The organism is Amycolatopsis rubida (genome assembly GCF_900115345.1).
Classification (GTDB): Bacteria; Actinomycetota; Actinomycetes; order Mycobacteriales; family Pseudonocardiaceae; genus Amycolatopsis; species Amycolatopsis rubida.
In genome coordinates this window covers 698,283-717,956 of the sequence record NZ_FOWC01000001.1, presented here as the reverse complement: position 1 = coordinate 717,956, position 19,674 = coordinate 698,283, and the positions used below count along the sequence as shown (strand labels likewise).

19 protein-coding genes are annotated in these 19,674 nt (G+C 67.8%); 15 read left to right on the top strand and 4 right to left on the bottom strand.

The features are described 5' to 3' along the window. Positions 1-15 precede the first annotated feature (15 nt). The 5 genes from BM362_RS03590 to BM362_RS03575 all read left to right on the top strand — a co-directional run bounded on the left by BM362_RS03590 (position 16) and on the right by BM362_RS03575 (position 3,502). Positions 16-1,233 carry a glycosyltransferase family 4 protein gene (locus BM362_RS03590; protein WP_232791560.1) on the top strand — a complete coding sequence of 406 codons (1,218 nt, stop codon included), beginning with the start codon at positions 16-18 and terminating at the stop codon, positions 1,231-1,233. Further along, positions 1,233-1,850 carry an acyltransferase gene (locus tag BM362_RS03585; protein ID WP_067578607.1) on the top strand — a complete coding sequence of 206 codons (618 nt, stop codon included), beginning with the start codon at positions 1,233-1,235 and terminating at the stop codon, positions 1,848-1,850. The genes BM362_RS03590 and BM362_RS03585 overlap by 1 nt, the downstream gene beginning before the upstream one ends. Before the next feature lie 10 nt (positions 1,851-1,860). Beyond that, entirely contained in the window at positions 1,861-2,145 is a 285-nt protein-coding gene (locus BM362_RS46770; RefSeq protein WP_143132375.1) for a hypothetical protein, read from the top strand. A gap of 125 nt (positions 2,146-2,270) precedes the next feature. Then, positions 2,271-2,771, top strand: a complete 501-nt coding sequence (locus BM362_RS03580; protein WP_067578612.1) for a SigE family RNA polymerase sigma factor — start codon at positions 2,271-2,273, stop codon at positions 2,769-2,771. Further along, positions 2,768-3,502, top strand: a complete 735-nt coding sequence (locus BM362_RS03575; protein ID WP_067578615.1) for a hypothetical protein — start codon at positions 2,768-2,770, stop codon at positions 3,500-3,502. The genes BM362_RS03580 and BM362_RS03575 overlap by 4 nt, the downstream gene beginning before the upstream one ends. Here the strand turns inward: BM362_RS03575 and BM362_RS03570 are convergent, their stop codons facing one another. Continuing rightward, positions 3,503-4,456 carry a Gfo/Idh/MocA family protein gene (locus BM362_RS03570; RefSeq protein WP_067578618.1) on the bottom strand — a complete coding sequence of 318 codons (954 nt, stop codon included), beginning with the start codon at positions 4,454-4,456 and terminating at the stop codon, positions 3,503-3,505. Continuing rightward, positions 4,453-5,559 carry a DegT/DnrJ/EryC1/StrS family aminotransferase gene (locus tag BM362_RS03565; protein WP_067578620.1) on the bottom strand — a complete coding sequence of 369 codons (1,107 nt, stop codon included), beginning with the start codon at positions 5,557-5,559 and terminating at the stop codon, positions 4,453-4,455. Before BM362_RS03565 ends, BM362_RS03570 begins: the two co-directional genes overlap by 4 nt. Before the next feature lie 191 nt (positions 5,560-5,750). On the opposite strand from BM362_RS03565, the gene BM362_RS03560 reads away from it, so the two are divergent. From BM362_RS03560 to BM362_RS03530, 7 genes are read left to right on the top strand one after another with little or no spacing between them, the layout of a single operon-like run. Beyond that, positions 5,751-6,494, top strand: a complete 744-nt coding sequence (locus BM362_RS03560) for an acyl-ACP--UDP-N-acetylglucosamine O-acyltransferase family protein (protein WP_093572184.1) — start codon at positions 5,751-5,753, stop codon at positions 6,492-6,494. A gap of 9 nt (positions 6,495-6,503) precedes the next feature. Next, complete coding sequence (locus tag BM362_RS03555; protein ID WP_067578624.1) at positions 6,504-6,749, top strand: acyl carrier protein; 246 nt, start codon at positions 6,504-6,506, stop codon at positions 6,747-6,749. Then, complete coding sequence (locus tag BM362_RS03550) at positions 6,742-7,473, top strand: SDR family NAD(P)-dependent oxidoreductase (RefSeq protein ID WP_093572183.1); 732 nt, start codon at positions 6,742-6,744, stop codon at positions 7,471-7,473. The genes BM362_RS03555 and BM362_RS03550 overlap by 8 nt, the downstream gene beginning before the upstream one ends. 28 nt (positions 7,474-7,501) lie before the next feature. Then, entirely contained in the window at positions 7,502-8,911 is a 1,410-nt protein-coding gene (locus BM362_RS03545) for an AMP-binding protein (RefSeq protein ID WP_093572182.1), read from the top strand. Continuing rightward, complete coding sequence (locus BM362_RS03540; RefSeq protein ID WP_067578630.1) at positions 8,908-9,960, top strand: LuxE/PaaK family acyltransferase; 1,053 nt, start codon at positions 8,908-8,910, stop codon at positions 9,958-9,960. The genes BM362_RS03545 and BM362_RS03540 overlap by 4 nt, the downstream gene beginning before the upstream one ends. Next, on the top strand, positions 9,957-11,201 hold the full coding sequence (locus BM362_RS03535) for an acyl-CoA reductase (protein ID WP_093572181.1): 1,245 nt from the start codon (positions 9,957-9,959) through the stop codon (positions 11,199-11,201). The genes BM362_RS03540 and BM362_RS03535 overlap by 4 nt, the downstream gene beginning before the upstream one ends. A gap of 14 nt (positions 11,202-11,215) precedes the next feature. Next, entirely contained in the window at positions 11,216-12,229 is a 1,014-nt protein-coding gene (locus BM362_RS03530) for a lysylphosphatidylglycerol synthase transmembrane domain-containing protein (protein WP_067578632.1), read from the top strand. A gap of 263 nt (positions 12,230-12,492) precedes the next feature. Here the strand turns inward: BM362_RS03530 and BM362_RS03525 are convergent, their stop codons facing one another. Both BM362_RS03525 and BM362_RS03520 read right to left on the bottom strand, forming a co-directional pair. Then, on the bottom strand, positions 12,493-13,836 hold the full coding sequence (locus BM362_RS03525; protein ID WP_143132374.1) for a tachylectin-related carbohydrate-binding protein: 1,344 nt from the start codon (positions 13,834-13,836) through the stop codon (positions 12,493-12,495). Positions 13,837-13,883: 47 nt separating this feature from the next. Continuing rightward, positions 13,884-14,417, bottom strand: coding sequence for a hypothetical protein (locus tag BM362_RS03520; RefSeq protein ID WP_143132373.1), 534 nt, complete (start codon positions 14,415-14,417; stop codon positions 13,884-13,886). A gap of 264 nt (positions 14,418-14,681) precedes the next feature. On the opposite strand from BM362_RS03520, the gene BM362_RS03515 reads away from it, so the two are divergent. The 3 genes from BM362_RS03515 to BM362_RS03505 all read left to right on the top strand — a co-directional run bounded on the left by BM362_RS03515 (position 14,682) and on the right by BM362_RS03505 (position 19,667). Further along, positions 14,682-18,647 (top strand): nucleic acid/nucleotide deaminase domain-containing protein, encoded by a 3,966-nt coding sequence (locus BM362_RS03515; RefSeq protein ID WP_093572179.1) that lies wholly within the window; start codon positions 14,682-14,684, stop codon positions 18,645-18,647. A gap of 131 nt (positions 18,648-18,778) precedes the next feature. Next, positions 18,779-19,255: a hypothetical protein gene (locus BM362_RS03510; RefSeq protein ID WP_093572178.1), complete on the top strand. Its 477-nt coding sequence runs from the start codon at positions 18,779-18,781 to the stop codon at positions 19,253-19,255. Next, on the top strand, positions 19,248-19,667 hold the full coding sequence (locus BM362_RS03505) for a hypothetical protein (protein ID WP_143132372.1): 420 nt from the start codon (positions 19,248-19,250) through the stop codon (positions 19,665-19,667). Before BM362_RS03510 ends, BM362_RS03505 begins: the two co-directional genes overlap by 8 nt. The last annotated feature ends 7 nt before the right edge of the window (positions 19,668-19,674 follow it).

Sequence of the window (19,674 nt, the reverse complement as noted above, 5' to 3'; positions counted from 1 at the left end):
CGAGGGGAATGCGTAATGAGCACTGCGGGCCCGGCCGAAGGAAAACCCATGCGGATCGTGGTGGTGAACAACTTCTTCCCGCCGCGCGTGGGCGGGAGCGCGCACATGTCGGCCTCACTGGCCGCCGAGTACGCGGCAGCCGGACACGAAGTGCTGGCGATCACCGCTGCCTACGGTGACGCGCCGGCGGAGGAGGAGCGCGACGGATACCGCGTCGTGCGCCTCCCCGCGGTGAAAATGCCGCAGCTCGGCCTGTCGATCGACTTCGACATGACGTTCGCGTCGATGCGGCCGGGCAACTGGCGGCGGCTGTGGAAGCTGCTGAACGAGTTCAAACCGGACGCGGTGCACCTGCACGGGCAGTTCTTCGACCTGTCCTGGATGGTCGGCATCTACGCGCGCCGCCGCGAACTGCCCGTTCTGCTGACCATCCACACGCTGCTGACCAGCGAGAACAAGATGTACGGCCGCGTGTTCCGGGTGCTCGACGCGATGCTGGTGAACCCGGTGCTGAAGTACCTGCGCCCGCGCTTCGTCATCCTCGACAAGCTCGGTGTGGACTACTGCGTCGAGCGCTACGGCACGAGCGACGACAACTCCGAGTACTTCCCGATCGCGGTCGACACCGGGCATTTCGCCAAGCCGGTGACCAAGGACGTGCGCGCGGAACTGGAGATCGGGGACGCGCCGCTGATCGTGTCGCTCGGGCACGTGATCCCGCTGCGCAACCGGCTGCCGCTGATCGAGGCGCTGCCCGCGATCCTGGAGCGGCACCCCGGGCTGCGCGTGGTGATCGTCGGCCGGGTGTATCACGACGCGTTCCAGCAGCGCGCCAAGGAACTGGGCGTGGCCGACGCGCTGATCGTCACCGGCGCGGTGCCGAAGGCGGACGTGCCCGCGTACTTCGCGGCCGCGGACATCGTCACGCACGACCTCAACGGCGGCTGCGGTACCGCGTCGCTTGAGGCGATGCTGTCCGGCACGGCGACCATCGCGTCGGTCGCCGAGGACAACTACCCCGGCATCGAACTGCACAATGGCGAGAACATCCTGCTGGTGCGGCCGAACGATTCCGAAGCGGTCAAGTCCACCGTGCTGTCCCTTTTGGACGATCCGAAGGAGCGCGCGCGGATCGCCGAGCGGGAAGCCTCGATGGTCCGGGACAACTTCGGACTGGACGTAGTGGCCGAGGAACACCTGCGGGTGCTCACGAAACTGGTGGCGGACAACTGATGTTCTTCGACGACGAGCGCAGCAACCGGCTGCGCCCGATGATCCTGAACGACCTCGTTTCGCAGTACCTGAACGACGCCGAGCGGGCCGCGTTCTACGGCCTGCCGGAGTCGTGCCGGGTGCGGGAGCGAGTCAAGATCGTCAGCCCGGGCAACCTCACGATGGGCGAGCACTGCTGGGTCGGCGAGGGCGCGGCCCTCGACGCCAGCGGCGGGCTGGAAATCGGAGAGCACACCAGCATCGGGCTGAACACCCTGGTGTTCACGCATTCGAGCTGGCTGGCGAACATGGCGCTGGAAAATCATTCCGGCAGCGATTTGATCGAACGCAAGCCGGTGAAAATCGGCAAGGGCTGCTTTATCGGCGGCCTCGTGGTGATCATGCCGGGCGTCACGATCGGTGACTTCGCGACGGTGCAGCCGAACTCGGTGGTCGCGAAGGATGTTCCGGCGCGTTCGTTGGTGGCGGGCAACCCGGCGCGGGTGTTCCAGCGCTACGACGAGGAGTACATCGAGGCGGAGGTGAAGCGGGTCCGCGAGGAAAACGCCCGCCGCCGCGCCTTGTCGGACGACTCGTCGGGGTGGGGTTCTCCGTCAGGCGACTTCACGGAGAAGTAATTCGGACACGGTGCGTCACGCGCTGGCGGATGCTGTCCTTGAATGGCCTCATCACCTCCTGACCCTTGCCGGCTGGGCGGACCTTCCGGAGAACCCGAGGGTTCGGATCGAGGTTGTCGAAGGAGTTCCGTCCGTGTCGCCGGGTCCGATGTGGTTCCAGCTCTGCCCGGAGATGAGCGCCGATGCCGGTATCGAGCACTACTGGATCGTAGATCTGGATCCGCCGGTCAGCATGATCGCTGACCGGCTCATGGACGGCGATTACGCGCTCATCGACCCGTGTGCGCAACGCTGACACCAAGCACCTCCCTGAACACCATGCGTCGCGTCATTGAGACAAGACTGACCAGCCATTACGTCGACGCACGTCCCCCGCCCCCGTAACCTGGACCGCAAGGCAACCAGGAAACAGAGGTGGGGATGGTGCGCGGGGACGACGAGTTCGCCGACTTCGTGCGGTCCTGTTCTGCCCGGCTCACCCACGCGGCCTACCTGCTCACCGGCGATCGCCACCAGGCCGAGGACGCCGCGCAGACTGCCTTCACCCGTACCTACGCCGCCTGGCCCCGGGTGCGGCGCAAGAACCCGTACGCCTACGCCCGGCGCGTGCTCGCCAATCACGTGATCGACATCTGGCGCCGCCCGATCCGCGAATACGCCACCGAGGAGATGCCGGAACCGCCGAAGGTGCCGGACATTTCGCACGCCGTCGCCGATCGGGAATGGCTTTCCAGCGCCTTGGCCCGGCTCACCGCGAAGGAGCGGGCCGTGGTCGTTCTCCGGCATTTCTTCGATTTGCCGGAACACCAAGTCGCCGAGGAACTGGGCGTGTCGGTCGGCACGGTCAAGAGCACCAATTCCCGTGCACTGGCGAAGTTGCGCGTGGACGGCGAAGCGCTGGTCGGGGAGGTGAGCGCGTGACTGACGAACTTGACCGGTTGCGCGCCGCGCTTCAGGAAGCGCCTGCGGAACCCTTCGCGGAGCCCGATCTCGACCGGATTTTCAAAGACGGCGCGCGGATCCGGCGTCGACGGCGGTTTCTGACCTCCTCGGGGGCGGCGCTGGCTGTGGTAGCCGTGGTCTTCGGCGCGGCTTGGCTACGGTCGCCGGGCGGCGCGCCGGAGCAGGTGCACGCGGCCGCGTCGCCGCCGATGGTGACGAACGTGTCCTCGTCGACTTCGGTCCCGGCCCCGACGTCGGCGGAATCCCGGCCGCTCGGCGAGGTGATCTCCACCGGCACCTACGCCGACGGCGCGGAACTTGTCTTCTACGCGACGGAAATCGACGATCCGGACAACCTTCCGACTGTCCAATTCGGAGTGATGGCCAGCCTGTACGAGCCGGACGGCGACCTGCGTCCGCTGTACCTCGCCAACGAATCCGAAGGCAAGGACCGCTCTTTCGGCTTCCACGCCACCTCGGGCGGCACCACCGTGTCCGATGTCTGGGTGCCGGTGTACGGCTACTTCAGCGGACCGGCCGCGCGCATCGAGACCACAGTGGACGGTCGCACGATCCCGGCGCACACTGCGCGCTGGAGCGAGGATCCCGACGTGGTCGTCTTCTGGTTCGACCAGGACGACGTACCGTCCGCGGAGAGCGCGACCCCGCTGGTCGCCTACTCCGCGGACGGCAAACGCCTCACCAGGTAATCAGGCGGCTTCGGCCAGCACCTGCGCCACGACCTCGTGCGAGGGCAGGATCAATGCCCGCTCGACGTCCGCGTCGACCTTGCCCTCCAGCAGGTCGACGAACCGGTCCAGCTGGGTCGCCAGCGGTTCGCGCGCGGTGACCAGTTCCGGGATCTCGATGACGGTCTGCTGCCGGTAGCCGAGCCCGTCCGGGGTGACCGAATCGTGCGAGACGTGCCGGTAGATGGTCACGTCGCGGCGCAGCAGGTCGATCTCGATCATCCGGTCCAGTTCGGACACCATCAGCGACCGGACCTTGCGCTGCGCCAGCCGCGAAGCCGACACCGTGGCCAGCCCGGCGGGGAACGACAGCACCGTCTCGATGGTGTCCTCGGCCCCGGTGACCGACTGCGGGTGGAAGTACCCCGCGCTGGAGGTGACCCGGCTCGGGGTCGCCCCGCCGAAGAACTGGATCGCCAGGTCGACGTCGTGCACCAGCAGGTCCCACGCGACGCCGGTCTTGATCCGCGGCGCGTACGGGCCGTGCCGGCGCGCCATCAGGTGCACCGGTTCGTTCACCAGCGCCCGCGCGGTCATCACGGCCGGGTTGTAGCGCTCCAGGAGCCCGCACATCAGCGGGACGTCCTTCTTCGCCGACAGGGCAACGATTTCCTGCGAGAACTCGAGGCTGTCGCACACCGGCTTCTCGACCAGCATCGGCTTGCCCTGGCCGAGAATCTCCTGCGCCAGCTCGTAATGCACCTCGGTGGCCGAGGCGAGCACTACCGCGTCCACATCGGACAGCGAGCCGATTTCCGGTGTCCACTGGGTTTCGTAGCGTTCGGCGGCCGCGCGGCCCGCTTCCTCGCGCGGGTCGATCACGCGGGCCAGGTCCACCCGGTCGTTCTGCGACAGGACGCGCGCGTGCAACGAGCCCATGTTGCCGGTGCCGACGAGTGCGATGCGGTGTGTCATGCGCCCAGTACCTCGCGAACGGCCTCGATGATGCGGTCCAGTTGGGATTCGGTCAGATGCGGGTGCACCGGCAGCGAAAGTGCTTGCGCGGCAACGGCGGACGCCGCTGGGAAGTCCTCGACGCGAGCATCCGGGATCAGCGGGTGCCCGCGGTAGCAGTCGTAGTCGAAGACGATCTTCGGGTAGTAGATCCCGTTGCCGATGCCCTTTTCGGTCAGCGCGGAGGCGAATTCCTCGCGCGAGAGCATCGCGTGCGGGCCGACCAGCACGGTGTACTGGTGCCACACGTGCTCACGGCCGGGCAGCACCTGCGGAATTTCGAGACCCGGCGTGCCGGCGAGCCCCTCGGACAGCCGCTTCGCGTTGGCCTGGCGGGCCGCGGTGAGCTGGTCGAGCTTCTCCAGCTGCGGGATGCCGACCGCGGCGTGCAGGTCGGTCATCCGGTAGTTGTGCCCGGCCATCTCGTACTGGTAACGGGCCTTCATGCCCTGGTTGCGCATCACGCGCAGCTTGTCGGCCAGCGCGTCGTCGTCCGTGGTGATCACGCCGCCCTCGGCGGTGGTCACGTTCTTCGTCGCGTACAGCGAGAAGCAGCCGATGCCGTACGACCCGGCCTGCTTGCCCTCGAAAGACGCGCCGACGGCCTGCGCGGAGTCCTCGATGACCCGCAGCCCGTGCTCGGCGGCGAGCGGCGCGAGCTTGCCCATGTCCGCGGTCTGGCCGTACAGGTGGACCGGCATCAGCACCTTGGTGCGCGGGCCGACCGCGGCGGCGACGGCGTCGGGGTCGAGCGCGAAGTCGTCGCGCCGGATGTCGGCGAACCGGACGGTCGCGCCCGCCTCCAGGATGGCGTTCAGCGTCGCGACGAAGGTGAACGGCGAGGTCACCACCTCGTCCCCGGGCTGAAGGTCCAGCGCCTGCAGCGACGCGACGAGCGCGGTCGTCCCGTTGTTCACGGCGATGGCGTGCTTCGTGCCCGCGACTTGCGCGAAAGCGTCCTCGAAGCGCTTGACCATCGGCCCCTGAGCGATGGCGCCGGATCGCAGCACCTCGACGACCAGGTCCTCCGCGTCTCGGACGTCGACCACGGTAATGGGGATCATCGGCAGTCTCTCTCGGCTGGGGATTTCTATGCGTCCGGTACAGTGCTAGGCGCTCCGGCCGCGAGGCCGGAAAGCCGCCGGTTCTGCGCCCGGCCACCCTGCATGCACGCGGGCCACACGTTACCGGGCGCCGCCGCCAGCCCTTGACCCCAGGCCGTCCAGGCCGGAAGCGACGAAACGGATCACCGACTGTGTCACCTGCGGCACCCAACCGGATTCACCCCACGGCAGTCGTCGGCGAGGGCGTGGAGCTGGGCGAAGGCAACGTCATCGGCCCTTACACGGTCATCGTCGGCCCGGCTCGCATCGGCGACGGGAACTGGATCGGACCGCACGTGACCATCGGCACGCCGGGCGAGGACCGCGGGCGTCCGCATCCGGCGGCCTGGGAGGAAACGCCGACCGGTGATCCGGACCAGGACGGCTACGGCGTCGTGATCGGCGACCGCAACCGCATCCGCGAGTACGTCAGCGTGCACCAGGGCACCTGGCGCACCACCACTCTCGGCAGCGACGGCTACTACCTGCGCGGCAGCCACATCGCGCACGACTGCCTGGTCGGCTCGGGCGTCACCGTCGCATCGAACGTGATCACTGGCGGGCACTGCCACATCTGGGACGGCGCGAACCTCGGCATGGGCACTGTGCTGCACCAGCGTGTCGTGATCGGGCCTGGCGCGATGGTCGGGATGAGCTCGGCGGTCCGCCGAGAAGTGGGCGCTTTCACGATCGCGGTAGGCAACCCGGCAAGGGTGACCGGCGTCAATGTGGTCGGGCTGTCCCGGCGCGGCCTCGACGAGACCATGATCGAGGCGCTCTCGCCGTGGCTGAAGGGCAAGGGCGAACTGCCGGACGACGGGCTGGCCGATCGCCTTCCCGGGGACCTCTCTACCGTGGTCAAGGCGTGGGACGCCCGCCCCCGCGACGAACACTAGGAGCTGTGAATGTCGGAAATCGCCCCCAAGCTGCGAGAGGTCTTCGTCGAGGCGCTGGACCTCGACGGGGACGTTGACGTCGAGAACCTCAAGTACCGCGACATCGAGGCGTGGGACTCGGTCGGCCACATGGCGCTGGTCGCCGCCATCGAGGACGAGTTCGACGTCGAGTTCGACACCGACCAGGTGATCGACATGTCGAGCTTCAAGGTCGCGGTCGACATGGTGACCGAGCTGAAGTCGAAGAATGACTGATCTGTCCGGACGCGTCGCGCTCGTCACCGGCGGGACTCGCGGGATCGGCCTCGCCACGGCGAAGGCCCTGGCCGAGGCCGGGGCCACCGTGGTGCTGACCGGTCGCGACGAATCGCGCGCGAAGGAGGCCGCGGCCGCCGCCGGCGCTTCGGCCGGGCTTGCGCTCGACGTGACCGACGCGAAGGCGGTCTCCACGCTGGTGCGCGGCGTGGCGAAGGAACACGGCAAGCTCGACATCGTCGTGGCCAATGCCGGGATCATGGAGGACGCGCTCCTCGGCATGATCAAGGAAGACCTGGTCGACACCACGCTGAGCACCAACGTCGCCGGCACGCTGCACACCGTGCAGGCCGCCGCGAGGGCGATGATGCGGAAGAAGACCGGCGCGATCGTCGTGCTGGCCAGTATCGTCGGCGAGTACGGAAGCGCTGGTCAGACGGTGTACGCGGCGTCAAAGGCGGCGGTGGCGAACATCGCGCGTTCGGCGGCGAAGGAACTCGGCCGCTCCGGCATCCGCGTGAACGCGGTCGCGCCGGGCGTGATCGACACCGATCTCACCGCGGGTCTCGCCGAGGACGCGAAGGCGGACAACATCGCGCGCACGCCGCTGGCCAGGCTCGGTGCGGCCGAGGACGTGGCGAAGGCGATCCGCTTCCTGGTGAGCGACGAGGCGTCGTTCGTGACCGGTCAGGTGCTTGGCGTCGACGGCGGCTTGGTGCTGTGAAGTGCGCTCGCGAGGGCGAGGAGGTTCGGTGAATCTGGTTGGCGAAGGGTCCCGGCTGGTCGATGTGGCCGGGGGCCGCACGCTGGCGGGCGACGAGCTGACAGCGGAGGTCGAGCAGTCCGCGGCCGCGCTGGCGGAGCTCCCGCCCGGCGTGCTGTTCGCGCGGATGTCGCTGGACCTGGACAGCGTGCTGCGGTACCTCGGCGCGTTCGAGGCGGGACGGGCGATCGCGCTGATCGACCCCGCGCTCGACGCCGAGGTGCTCGAAGGCCTGATCACCCGGTTCCGGCCCGCCGCGGTGCTGGCCGCTCCCGAAGCGGACGCGCCTGAGGGCTACCGGGCCGAAGACGGGCACTGGGTGCGCGCGGCCGCCGACGGCGCCGTCCCGCATCCCGACCTCGCCGTGCTGCTTCCGACCAGCGGTTCCACCGGCAATCCGAAGCTCGTCCGGCTGTCCCGGCAGGGCCTGCTGGCCAACGCCGACGCCATCGCGCAGGTGCTGGCGATCGACGCGGAGGAGGTCGCGCCGACCTGTCTGCCGCTGCACTACAGCTACGGCCTTTCGGTGCTGAATTCGCACCTTTTGCGTGGTGCGACTGTGGTTATCGAATCTTCTGGCGTGCTTGGCCGCGGATTCTGGGACTCGGTGAAGGAATACGGCGTGACTTCGCTGTCCGGCGTGCCCTATCACTACGAAATGCTGCGCCGGCTGAAATTCGACCCGGCGAAGTACCCGACCCTGCGCACCCTCACCCAGGCCGGGGGAAAGCTGCGGGACGAGCTGGTCGCCGAGTTCAACGACAAGATGCTCGCGGTCGGCGGCCGGATGTACGTCATGTACGGCCAGACCGAGGCGTCCCCGCGCATGACCACGGTGCCCGCCGAGCGGCTCGCGGACAAGATCGGCTCGGCCGGTCCGGCGCTGCCCGGCGGTTCGTTCGCCATCCGCCGCGACGACGGCGAGGAGACCACGCATCCCAAAATTGTCGGTGAGGTCCTTTACCGTGGACCTAACGTGATGATGGGTTATGCCGAGGACGAAGCAGGGCTGAGCGCGGGCGACGAATACGGCGGAACGCTGGCCACCGGGGATCTCGGGTACCTCGACGACGAGGGGTACCTGTACATCACCGGCAGGCTCAAGCGGATCGGCAAGGTGTTCGGCAACCGGGTCAGCTTGGACGACCTGGAGCAGGCCGTGCGCACGGCGGCGGTGGGCATCGACGTGGTGGCCGCGGTGCCCGCGGGCGACAAGGTCGTGCTGTTCGCCGAACTGCCCGAGGGCGACGGCGCGAAGGCGATCTGCAAGGACGCGGCGCGGGCGCTGGCCGAGCGGCTGCACCTGCACGCCAGCGGGTTCGACGTGCGTCCGATCGACACAGTGCCGCTGCTGGCCAGCGGGAAGATCGACTACCGGTCGCTGGAAGGACGGGTATGAGTGTGTTCACGCGCTCGCAGGCGGAGCGAGAGGCGGCGCTGCTCCCTGAGCTCGCCGAGCTGACCGCGCACCACCGGGCGAACTCCGCCGGGTACGAGCGCATCCTCGCCTCGCTCGGTTTCGCGCCGGACGCGGCGTTCGCCACGATCGCCGACCTGCCGTGGCTGCCGGTGCGGATGTTCAAAACGCACGATCTGAAGTCCATTCCGGACGCCGAGGTCTTCAAGACCCTCACGTCCTCGGGTACCACCGGGGCCGGTGCCTCGCGGATCTACCTGGACAAGGAGGCGGCGGGCGCGCAGACGAAGCAGCTCGGTGCCACCTTGCAGGAGGTGCTGGGCGGCGAGCGGCTGCCGATGCTGATGGTCGACACCATCGGCATCATCAAGAACCGCCGTTCGTTCTCCGCACGCGGCGCGGGCGTGCTCGGCATGGCGAACTTCGGCCGCAAGCACACCTACGTGCTGGACGAGAACGACAAGCCGGACGTCGAGGCCGTGCGGAAGTTCCTCGCCGAGTACGGGGACAAGCCCTTCCTGATCTTCGGCTTCACCTTCATGGTGTGGCAGTACCTCTACGAGGTCGCCCGCGAGCACAAGCTCGACCTGTCGAACGGCATCCTCATCCACTCCGGCGGCTGGAAGAAGCTGATCGACCGCGCGGTCGACAACAGCGAGTTCCGCAGGCGGTTCAAAGAGGACACCGGGCTCACCCGGATTCACAACTACTACGGGATGATCGAGCAGATCGGCACCGTGTTCCTCGAAGGCCCCTCCGGGAACTCCCTGTACTGCCCCGATTTCGCCGACGTTGTGATCCGCGACCCGGAGACCTGGGAAGAGCAGCCGGTCGGCAAGCCGGGCGTCATCGAGGTGGTGAGCACGCTGCCGCGGTCGTATCCGGGACACGTGCTGCTCACCGAGGATCTGGGCGTCTGCAACGGAATCGACGACGGCGACTGGCCGGGCAAGCACTTCTCCGTGCTGGGCAGGCTGCCGAAGGCCGAGGCCCGCGGGTGCTCGGACACGTTCCAGGGAGCTGCCGCGTGAGTGGTTTGGAACAGCGTTTTCCGCTCGGCGACTCGGTTTCGGCCGGCGCGCTGCTGGACGAGCTGCGCGAGGAACCGCCCGGCGGACGGCTGACGGTCGGCGACCCGCGGGTGGTCGAGTTCGTCACCAAGTTCGCGCGGAAGCTGCTCGCGCCGGCGCTGGCGCGGCGCTTCCCAGAGCTGGCCTCGCTGGGTTTCTTCCTGCGCAAGGGAGAACTCGCGAAGTCACTGTCCACTTTGGAAACCAGCGGTGCCTCGCTGCGGTTCCCGCGCGGGCTCGTTTTCCACGTGCCGCCGGCCAATGTGGACACCATCTTCGTGTACTCGTGGGCGCTGTCGGCGTTGGCGGGCAACAGCAACGTCGTGCGCGTGTCTTCGCGTTCGGCCGGTGCTGCGGAAGCCGTGCTGGAAGCGCTGAACGCGGCGATGGAAGACGTCTCGCCGGAGACCGCGGCGACCATCCGCGCCACCCAGCGCATGGTCACCTACGACCGCAGCGACGAGATCAGCGGCGCGTTGTCGCTGGCCGCGGACCTGCGGGTGATCTGGGGCGGCGACGCTTCCGTGGCCGCGCTGCGGAAGTACCCGCTGGCCCCGCACGCGCGGGACCTCACCTTCCCGGACCGCTCGTCGTTCGCGATCGCGTCGGTGCGCGGCTGGCAGGAGGCAGCGCCGGAGCAGCGCAAAGCGGCCGCCGAGGGCTTCTACAACGACTCGTACTGGTTCGACCAGGCCGCCTGCTCGTCGCCGCGCGCGGTGTTCTGGGTCGGCGAGGAGACGGGTGCGCAGGCCGCCGGACAGGAGTTCCGCGAGTTGCTCGCCGCGGTGCTGGCGGCGAAACAGCACGTCACCGAACCGGCAATGGCCGTGCAGAAGCGGGTGTCGGCGTACGGCGCGGCGGTCGACGGTCTGGTGTCGTCGATCCACTTCGACGGCAACGCGCTGGCGACGCTCGAGCTGGCCGACGCCACGGTGATGCCGCGCGAATGGCTGGGCGCGGGCACGTTCGCGAACGCCTCGGTGGCGTCGCTGGACGAGCTGGTGCCGATCGTGCAGCGCAAGGACCAGACGGTGAGCCAGTTCGGGTTCACCCGCGAGGAACTGACCGGATTCGTGACGGCGCTCGGCGGACGCGGGGTGGACCGGGTCGTGCCCTTCGGCTCGGCCCTCACGTTCGCCGGGGTCTGGGACGGCTACGATCTGCTGTCCGAGTTCAGCCGGCTGGTCACGGTACAGGCCTGAGGAGCTGAGAGGCAGTGACGACCGTTCGTACGCAGAGCCCGGGGGACGACACCCCGTCCACTGAGGACGCCCCGACCACCGGAAAAGCCCCCAAGTCCACCAAGGCGCGGGTGCTCGACGTCGTGCGCTGGGTCGCCATCCTCCTGGTGATCGGCTTCGCGGCGAAGAGCCTGGCGTCCAACTGGGACGAGTTCTGGCACACGCTGTCCGACGTCGCCTGGCAGTCCTCGGCCCTGAGCCTGGTGGCGCTGATCCTGGCGATCATGGTGTCCACCTGGGGCTGGCAGGTCCTGGTCGACCACCTAGGCAAGCCGATCGGCTACGCCCGCGGCGCGCAGATCTGCTTGGTCGGCTCGCTCGGCAAATACGTGCCGGGTTCGGTGTGGGCCTACCTGCTGCAGATGGAACTGGGCCGCAAGGCGGGCCTGGCGAGGGCCCGGATTTTCACCGGCTCGCTGATCCAGCTGGGCGTGAGCGTGGTTTCCGCGCTGGTCGTGTCGCTGCTCGCGGCACCGGCGGTGTTCAGCAACAGCCCGCGCGCGATGTGGCTGTTCGTGCTGATCCCGGTCGGTCTCGCGCTGCTGCACCCGCGCATCCTGACCTGGGGCACGTCGCTGGTTCTGAAGCTCCTGCGCCGTCCACCGCTCGCCGAATCGCTGGGCTGGGGCGTGGTGCTCAAGGCGTTCGGCGCCTCCACCGGCGCGTGGGCCCTGCAGGGTGTGCACCTGTGGCTGCTGGCAAACTCGGTCGGCGCGCCGGGCTTCAACGGTTTCATCCTGTGCGTGGGCGCGATGGCCGTCGCGATGACGGTCGGCACGTTCGCCTTCATCTTGCCCAGCGGGGTCGGCGTCCGCGAGGTCGCGCAGGTCGCGGTTCTCACGGCAAGCGGACTGACGGTCGGCCAGGCGACGGCGTTCGCGGTGGCGTCGCGGGTCATGTTCACCGTGGCGGACCTGCTCACAGCCGGTTTCGCCGCGCTGGGCGCGAAGATGGCGGCCCGGCGGCCGGTTCCGGTCGACGCCGCCTGAGTTCTCGCGTACTGAGGGGGCCGCCCGGGTTCGGGTGGCCCCCTCAGTCGTTGAAAGAGAGCTCAGCTCACGGAACGAGCCGGCACGAGTCCGGTGCGGCCGTCGCGTGGAGGTCGGTGTTCCAACCGGAACCGACGCTCGTGCCGCTGGTGCCTACCGGCAGCCAGGTGTCGGTGTTCGCGGAGTATCGGTACCAGCGCAGAACCGGGCCGTCCTTGCCGTCCCACGGGCCCGGACCGTAGGCCCCGCGGCCGTACAGGATGTCAGCTCCAGGCGAGAAGATGCCGCTGAAGATATTCCATCCGGTGCCAACCAGCTTCTCCCCGCTGAGTCCACTTCGCCGCGCCGAAGTCGTACTGGAAGCGGTACAGATTGCCGTTCGGCGTCCGGGCGTAGAGCACGCCGTCGCCGGCAGCGGTGATCGAGTCGTACTTCGTCCAGCCGGTGTCGACGAGCTGGCCGTTGCCGTCGCCCCACTTGTCGGCAGCGTCGTCCCAAAAGTAGGCGCGCAGCTCGCCCTGGTCGTTGACCATGAAAATGCGACCGGACTGGTCGACGGTGATGCGATCCTTGAACTCCGGCGTGAGGTACCGGGCCCAGCCGTCGCCGACCGCCTTGCCGCCGGTCAGGTTCGCGCCGTCCCACTTCCAGAGCTTGAGCACGCCGTCGCCGTACGGATCGCCCGCGCCGTACGAACGGTGGACGTCCCACATCGCGCCGTTCTTGCCCGCGACCGGTCGCCCGAACCAGCCGTTGCCGCTCGATTTGGTCGGTTCGGTCCAGCTCGCTGTGCCGTTCACCGGTCCATTGTGGATGTGCCGCCACAGGCTGCCGTCTGCCATGTCGTCCCAGACGACCGCGCCGTTCGGGCAGCTCACCGGCGTCGGGACGGTGTTCTGCCGGACCCAGTCGGCGAGGTCGTCGACCCGGGCTTCGGTGTCGCCCTGCTGGGTTTCGGTGACCGCGAGACAACCGTGCTGCCAGGACCGGCTGTTGACCGCCACGACCTCGACCTTGTCGCCCGCCGTGCGCAAGGCGGGGCCGCCAGCGTCGCCGAGGCAGGTGTCCGAGCCGCTGGCCGAGGTCACCGCCACCTCGGTGGCGTTCACCGACGAGACAGCGAACGAGGCGACGGACGGCCGGGCAGGCACCCATTCGGTCGCGGTACGGCCAAACCCGGCCAGTTGGAGGGTCTCCCCGCTTGTCGGAGCGGTCGTGGCCAGCGCGACCGGCGTGATCCCGGTTGCGGGCTTGTCGAGTTTGGCCAGCGCGACGTCGCGGTCGTTTCGTCCGATCACCTTGACGACCTTGGCGTTCGTCCCTGCTCCGGTGCTGACGTCGACCGCACCGACGCTCACCGTCGCATTCTCCGTGGGAGCACCGGTGGCGCTCGCGGTCAGGCAGTTCGCCGAGGTGATCACCCACGACGGATCGATCAGTGCGGCTGAGCAGGCTTTGGTGGGCGTCGTGATGCGAGCAAGGTAGCCCGACGTTCCGGAGGGCACGACAGTACCGCCGGAAATCGCGTGCGCTGGGACTGCGGTGAGCACGCCACCGGTGACCAGAGTGGCGGAGAGAGCCAGGATTCTGCGGGTTTTTCGAGGCACGGACGTTCTTCCGTCGAGATCCGGCGGAGTGCTGGCCTTTCGCTGGCTCAAGGGCTGACCGTGAGCTGGAGGAGCGTGGTGGGAGCGTTGTTCGGATTGCTGCCGATGCCGACCGGGGTGCTGCCGTAACCGGCGACGTCGACCGTCGAGTGCTGGCCGGCGTCGGTGGTGAGGTCGGCCTTCATCTTGTGGCCGGAGCCGGAGACCCGGCCGTCGCCGCGGATCTCGAAGACCGCGGGGATCCGAAGCTCGAGGCGTCCGGTGGCCGCGAGAACCTTGAAGCAGACAAGCCCGTCCTTGCCTACGTTTTCCGTAGAACGGACCTGGAGCACGCCGACGTTTCCGTCGGGCGGGGTCGCACAGTCGGCGAAAACAATGTGTCCGTCGCCGGAGGTGAGGACCACGTTGTACTTCTGCTGAATTAAGGCGGCACCCGGGTACGAATAGTCCTCCACGAGAGAACCTGGTTCGTCGGCCGCAGCCTGCGGAGTATCAGTAGAAGCTTCCGCGGTCCATAGGCTGAATGAAGTAATTGCTGCCGCCGCGGCGACAGTGCTGATCCCCAGTTTCCTGATGTGCATGTCAATCCGTTCGATTGATCGCTACCGCTCGTCTGCATTGCTATCGCTGGTGAAATGCGGGTATTACTGGGCATTGCTGTGAGGAGAGTCACAGCTATCTCGGTTCCTGTTGATTGCTAACCTGACGTGGCCGCGTCTTGTTCGCGGCTTATCTGTGGTTTAGTGCCAGGCTTTCGCAGACTTGTTCGCCGATCTCGATTCTGCTGACTCGGCTTTCTTTGTCATGTCCTTTTGACAAAACAAGACATTCTCGAGAAGAGGGTCATGAAACTGGTTCGAAGAACGTGGCGGGCATGGCGCGCCAGCCTGATCGCCATCCTCGTGATGGCCCTGACCATGCAACTCGGCGTCCGGCAGGCAGCGGCCGAACCGGCGCGGCAAGCCGCACCCGCGGCCACCGGCTCGGCCAGCCCGATCTTGAGCCCGCGGGGCAAGGTCCTGATCATCTGGCGGGACGCCGGATCCCAGACGAAAGCGGCCGCAGAGCGTGCGTTGACCGGATCGGACGCCGAGGTCAACGCGTTCCTGACGGACAATCTAGACCGGCTGACCACTCTGGACGACCGGATCGCGGTCGACCAGCTTCTCGCTTCCGGCGGACCCGCCGTGAAGAGTGCCGCTCAGCGGGCACTCGACGCCGCGGACACGGATCCCAAGGCGTTGCGGAATTTCCTGGACGCGGGCTGGGGCACCGCGTCGACCACCGACCTTCGGGTCAGGGTCAACCAGGTCCTCGCGGCCGGCGGTCCGCAGGTGCGCAAGGCCGCCCAGACCGCCTTGGACGACGGCAGTTCAGACGCACTGCACGAGTTCCTGAACACCACCGCGGCGAAGGCGGAGGCGGTCGATCTGCGGCTGCGGGTCAACCAGATCCTGGCCGTCGGCGGAAAGGAAGTGCAGGCCGCCGCACAGACCGCTCTCGGTGACAGTTCCCCGAACGCACTGCGGATCTTCCTCGACCGCGAGTGGGAAATCGCGGCAGCTCGGGACCAGGAGACCGACAGCATCCAGCAACTGCTGGACTCGGCGAAGATCGCGGGGCAGCAGGCCGCGGAGAAGACGCAGGCCGCCAAGGACTCCGCGGCCCGTGCGCTGGAAGAAGCCGACAAGGCCCGGCAAGCGAGCGAACTCGCGGAGAAGGCCGCTGAAGCGGCCAAGGACAACGCAGCCGGTGCAGCGGATGCGGCTGGTCGCGCGGCGACGGCAGCGAATCGGGCAGCGAGCGCGGCGCAGGCCGCTATGGGCGCGGCCAATGCGGCTACCGCTGCGGCGCGGGTAGCCGCACAAGCTGCTTCACGTGCGGCTGCTGCGGCCTCGAAGGCCGGTAACGCCTCGGCTGCGGCGTGGAATGCGGCCGCCGCAGCGCGGGTGGATCGCGGCAAGGCTGGGGACGCGTCGAAGGCAGCGAAGGACGCGGCGTCCGCGTCGATCGAGGCGAAGAAGGCCCAGGACGCGATCGACCTGGCCCGGGTGGCTCTCGGCCATGCCCGGGAAGCGGTCGACGCGGCAGGTTCGGCCGGGCAGAACGCGGAGAAGTCGGCCGCGTCCGCGCGGGCAGCGGTCAAATGGGCGCAGCATGCCGGTGCGGATGCTCGCCAGGCAGAGGCAGCGGCCGCGAAGGCGGCACGGGAGGCCGACCGGGCCAATCGTTCGGCTGCCGCTGCTCGGGCCTTCGCGGACGAGGCTGATGCCGCTGCGGCGCAGGCTCGCGAACTCGCCGCCCGGGCTGTGGTGGACGCGGCGTTGGCCGCGGCTGCCGCGGACGACGCGGCGCAGCATGCGGGCGAGGCTGAGCACGCTGCTCAGCTGGCAACGGACCACGCGAACGCGGCAACGGCTGCCGCGAAGATCGCCAGTGACGCGGCGGCGCAGGCCAAACGTATTTACGACGCTGCCCGGAAGGCCGACGCCGATCGTCTCGCTGTCCAGGCAGACCAGGCTACGGACGCGGCGCACCAGGCGATCGAGGTCCAGGACCAGCTCGGGCTGACTCGCAAGTGGAACGCCGCGCAAGAGGCACAGCGCGACGCTGAAACGAACCGCCTGCTCGCTGAGGCGACTGCGCCGGGAACAGATCCCGCGCTAGTCGTGACCGATGGTCGCAAGGTCGCGTTGCGGCTGCTGGAGACCGGCGGCCCGTGGACCAAATCGGCGGCCGAAGGCGCGCTTTCCGGTGCCGATCGCGAGGTGCTCGAGTTCGTCCAGACCGGGATCGCCCGTGCCGCGGGGCAGGACGACCGGGAGACGCTGCAGGAACTGGTCGCCGACGCGGTGCCCGCCAAGAAGACGGCAGCGGAAAAGGCGTTGGCCGGAAGCGACGCCGACGTCAAGCAGTTCCTGGCGGCTCCGGATTACCCGGGCGAGAACAACGACTTCCGGATCCAGGTCGACCAGGTGCTGGCTGCGGCGCGCGCGTCCGGTGACGCCGTCGTCGTTTCCGAAGCGCAGAAGGCGCTCGACGCCGGAACGGTTGAGGCGTACCGGAAGTTCCTGGATACCGGGCAGAACATCGCCCGGGAAAAAGACGACCGGATCGCGCTGAATCAGCTCATCGCGAACCAGGACACCGGTCCGGAAGCGCGGATGCTCGCGCAGGCCGCGCTGGCGGGTTCGCCGGACATCGTGCGGCAGTACCGGCTCAACGGCCAGTACATCGCGGCCCGGCATGACCGGGAGTCCGCCGCACACAACGCCGCCGTCGCCGGATTGGTCTCGGAAGCTACGTCGATCGCGGCCAAGGCGGCGGAAAACGCGGCTACCGCGCAATCTGTCGCGGCGACCGCGCGCAACGCGGCCAAGGACGCGGAAGCCTACGCCGCGCAGGCTCGTGGCTACGCCAAAGACGCTGTGGCGTCGGCAACTCAGGCTGTCCAGTCCGCACGCGACGCGCAGGAGTCCGCGCGGCAAGCCAATCAGTCCGCCGCGCAAGCCGCTGACGCGGCGAAGCGAGCATCGCAAGCGGCTGTTCGGGCTTCGCAGTCGGCGGCTTCGGCGCGGCACTCGGCGAACATCGCGACGCGGTACGCGCAGAGTGCCATCGCCGCGGCGCATCAGGCGTACCAGGACGCGATCGATGCCGGTAAGGACGCGAACGACGCGGTCAAGGCCGCGAACGAAGCGCGCGACAAGGCGATAGCCAAGGCGAATCAAGAAATCGCCGATGCCAAGAAGAAGTTCTCCGACGACGTCAACAACGCCTGCGGCGCCGTTCCCAGCGGCCCGGATCACGATGACTGCGTTGCCAGGGCTTCGCGGATGGTCAACGACCCGAAGGGCGAGTCGGAGCGGAACGTCGCGGTCTGCAATCAGCTCAAGCAGTACAGCGAGCAGACGTTCAACGACTGCCTCAAGGGCGCGTACAACCCGGCGCTGACGTACCTGATCAACAAGGCGATCTCGGACGCGAAGGAAAAGGCCGAGGACGAGGCGGACACGGACCGCTGGTGGGGGATCGCGGGTGCGATCGTCGCCGGAGTCGCCGTCGGCGTGGGGATCATCTGTGCCGAGACGTGCACCGCCCCGCTGGTAGGCGCGCTGGCGGGTGCTTCGGCCGGAGCCTTCGCGGAAGCGGCCGGGGTGGGTCTTGAGATCACCATCGGAGCGGACCTCCTGACCGGGGTGGCGGCCGATTCCCTGCTCGCGACCAGATTGGGCGCGCTGACCGAGGAGGGATTCCTCCAGGGGATCACGGTCCGCAACAAGCTGGGCGACCTCGCGCTGAATTTCATCCGCAACTCCGCGGGATCGTGCCTCACCTTCGCGGCGGCGGGCCGGGCCGTAGCGGCCGGTGTTCCTTGCCTGATCATCAAGCCGGTTTTGTACGCACGTGCCACTGCGGACCCGAACGATCTCGCCAACCTGGCTTTCCGCTACCGGATGGAGCTGGGGTTTCGCTTCAAAGGCGACATGAAAAGGAACATCGCGATTGCCAAGGTTCCCGGATACAAGGATCCGACGGGAATCCTTCCGGACGGGTACATCGGCGCGATCAGCGGAGCCGCCGGGCACTCCGAAGAGGTGATCATCAATACGCTGCGCAAGGCGAAGATCGATCCCAAGACTATTGAAAGATTGTTTACCGAGCGGTCGCCCTGCGCGGATGTCTGCGGCCCGCTCCTGAGTAATGAGCTCAGCCCGGGCACGATTGTCGAATATGCGGTAACTTATCTGAAAGATCGAGACTGGGAGACGTTGCTCGCTCTTCTCAAAGAGCGGGTAGTCAGATATTAGAATTCTCGGCGCTGGCGGTCGAGGTGCCGCTACAGTGCCGGTTGAGGTATTCTCCCGAGGTGTCGTGGCGGTCCAGCCGTACTGCTGGGCCGCCACTTCCCCGAGCGGGCCTGCGGTGACGAGGAACCAACATGACTGACCCTTTTCAATTCTCCAAGAAGAACCTCCTTGACGAGCATCAGGTGGTCGAAGTCCGAGCTCCGGACGACGCGGTCGCGACGTGGTTCGAATTGGCGGGCCTGGCTTGCGCTGAACTGCGGCGAATGGGGGTTCCCGCGTCGGTGGAGGCGCCTGATGAACCTCTTGCGCTGGAAAGCCCTCCGGGAGCGCGGATTCACGTAGCCGACCGGTATCCCTACGGGGTGCTGTTCAGCTGGAATTCGCCCATCGTCGATTCGGAGAGCTTCCAGGCGAAGCTGATCGCGCAGAAGGTGGACGATCCGCTGGTGGTCCGGGTGTTCGAGGTAGCCAGGATGATGGAGCGCGCGGTGCACCGCTTGCTGGACAAGGCCGGCTTCCGGGTGCTCATCGACAATTCCGCGCACATGAACTACGAGTACCGGATTTTGGCCGCGCCGGCTCGGTTGAGGGGGACCAAGAGTGTCTGATCCGCTTCGGTTGATGGAAACGTGGTCCAGCGAGGGCGGCCCGGCCGTCCAGGCGTCGGCGGAAGCGGTCGAGGTGTGGACTGAATTGGCGAATGTCGCCCGCGACGAGTTGGTGCGGACCGGGATTCCGACTGTCGTGCACGCCCATGGCGAGTCGTGGGCCGAAGCGAGCCCGGGCGCGGTGCTGGAGGTGAACGCGGGGCCGCCGTACGGCGTTGTCGTCAGGTGGATGCCCGCGGTCGCCGAACCGGACGATGCCGCCGAGCAGTACCTGACCGCCGCGAAAGATCTCCTCGAGGAGACGATGTACTCGGTGCTGAGTGCGGCGAACTTCCAGACTCTGATCGAGAAGGTGGGGTCTGACAGTTATATTTTCCGAGTGTTGAAGAGGCCGTACTTGATCCTGGAATAACTGGATT

Excerpts from the sequence above, each read along its gene's own strand:
- BM362_RS03555 (WP_067578624.1), top strand. The coding sequence starts at position 6,504 with ATGTCGGAAATCGCCCCCAAGCTGCGAGAGGTCTTCGTCGAGGCGCTG.
- BM362_RS03520 (WP_143132373.1), bottom strand. The coding sequence starts at position 14,417 with ATGCACATCAGGAAACTGGGGATCAGCACTGTCGCCGCGGCGGCAGCA.
- BM362_RS03580 (WP_067578612.1), top strand. The coding sequence starts at position 2,271 with ATGGTGCGCGGGGACGACGAGTTCGCCGACTTCGTGCGGTCCTGTTCT.
- BM362_RS03510 (WP_093572178.1), top strand. The coding sequence starts at position 18,779 with ATGACTGACCCTTTTCAATTCTCCAAGAAGAACCTCCTTGACGAGCAT.
- BM362_RS03585 (WP_067578607.1), top strand. The coding sequence starts at position 1,233 with ATGTTCTTCGACGACGAGCGCAGCAACCGGCTGCGCCCGATGATCCTG.
- BM362_RS03550 (WP_093572183.1), top strand. The coding sequence starts at position 6,742 with ATGACTGATCTGTCCGGACGCGTCGCGCTCGTCACCGGCGGGACTCGC.
- BM362_RS03570 (WP_067578618.1), bottom strand. The coding sequence starts at position 4,456 with ATGACACACCGCATCGCACTCGTCGGCACCGGCAACATGGGCTCGTTG.
- BM362_RS03565 (WP_067578620.1), bottom strand. The coding sequence starts at position 5,559 with ATGATCCCCATTACCGTGGTCGACGTCCGAGACGCGGAGGACCTGGTC.
- BM362_RS03540 (WP_067578630.1), top strand. The coding sequence starts at position 8,908 with ATGAGTGTGTTCACGCGCTCGCAGGCGGAGCGAGAGGCGGCGCTGCTC.
- BM362_RS03515 (WP_093572179.1), top strand. The coding sequence starts at position 14,682 with ATGAAACTGGTTCGAAGAACGTGGCGGGCATGGCGCGCCAGCCTGATC.
- BM362_RS03590 (WP_232791560.1), top strand. The coding sequence starts at position 16 with ATGAGCACTGCGGGCCCGGCCGAAGGAAAACCCATGCGGATCGTGGTG.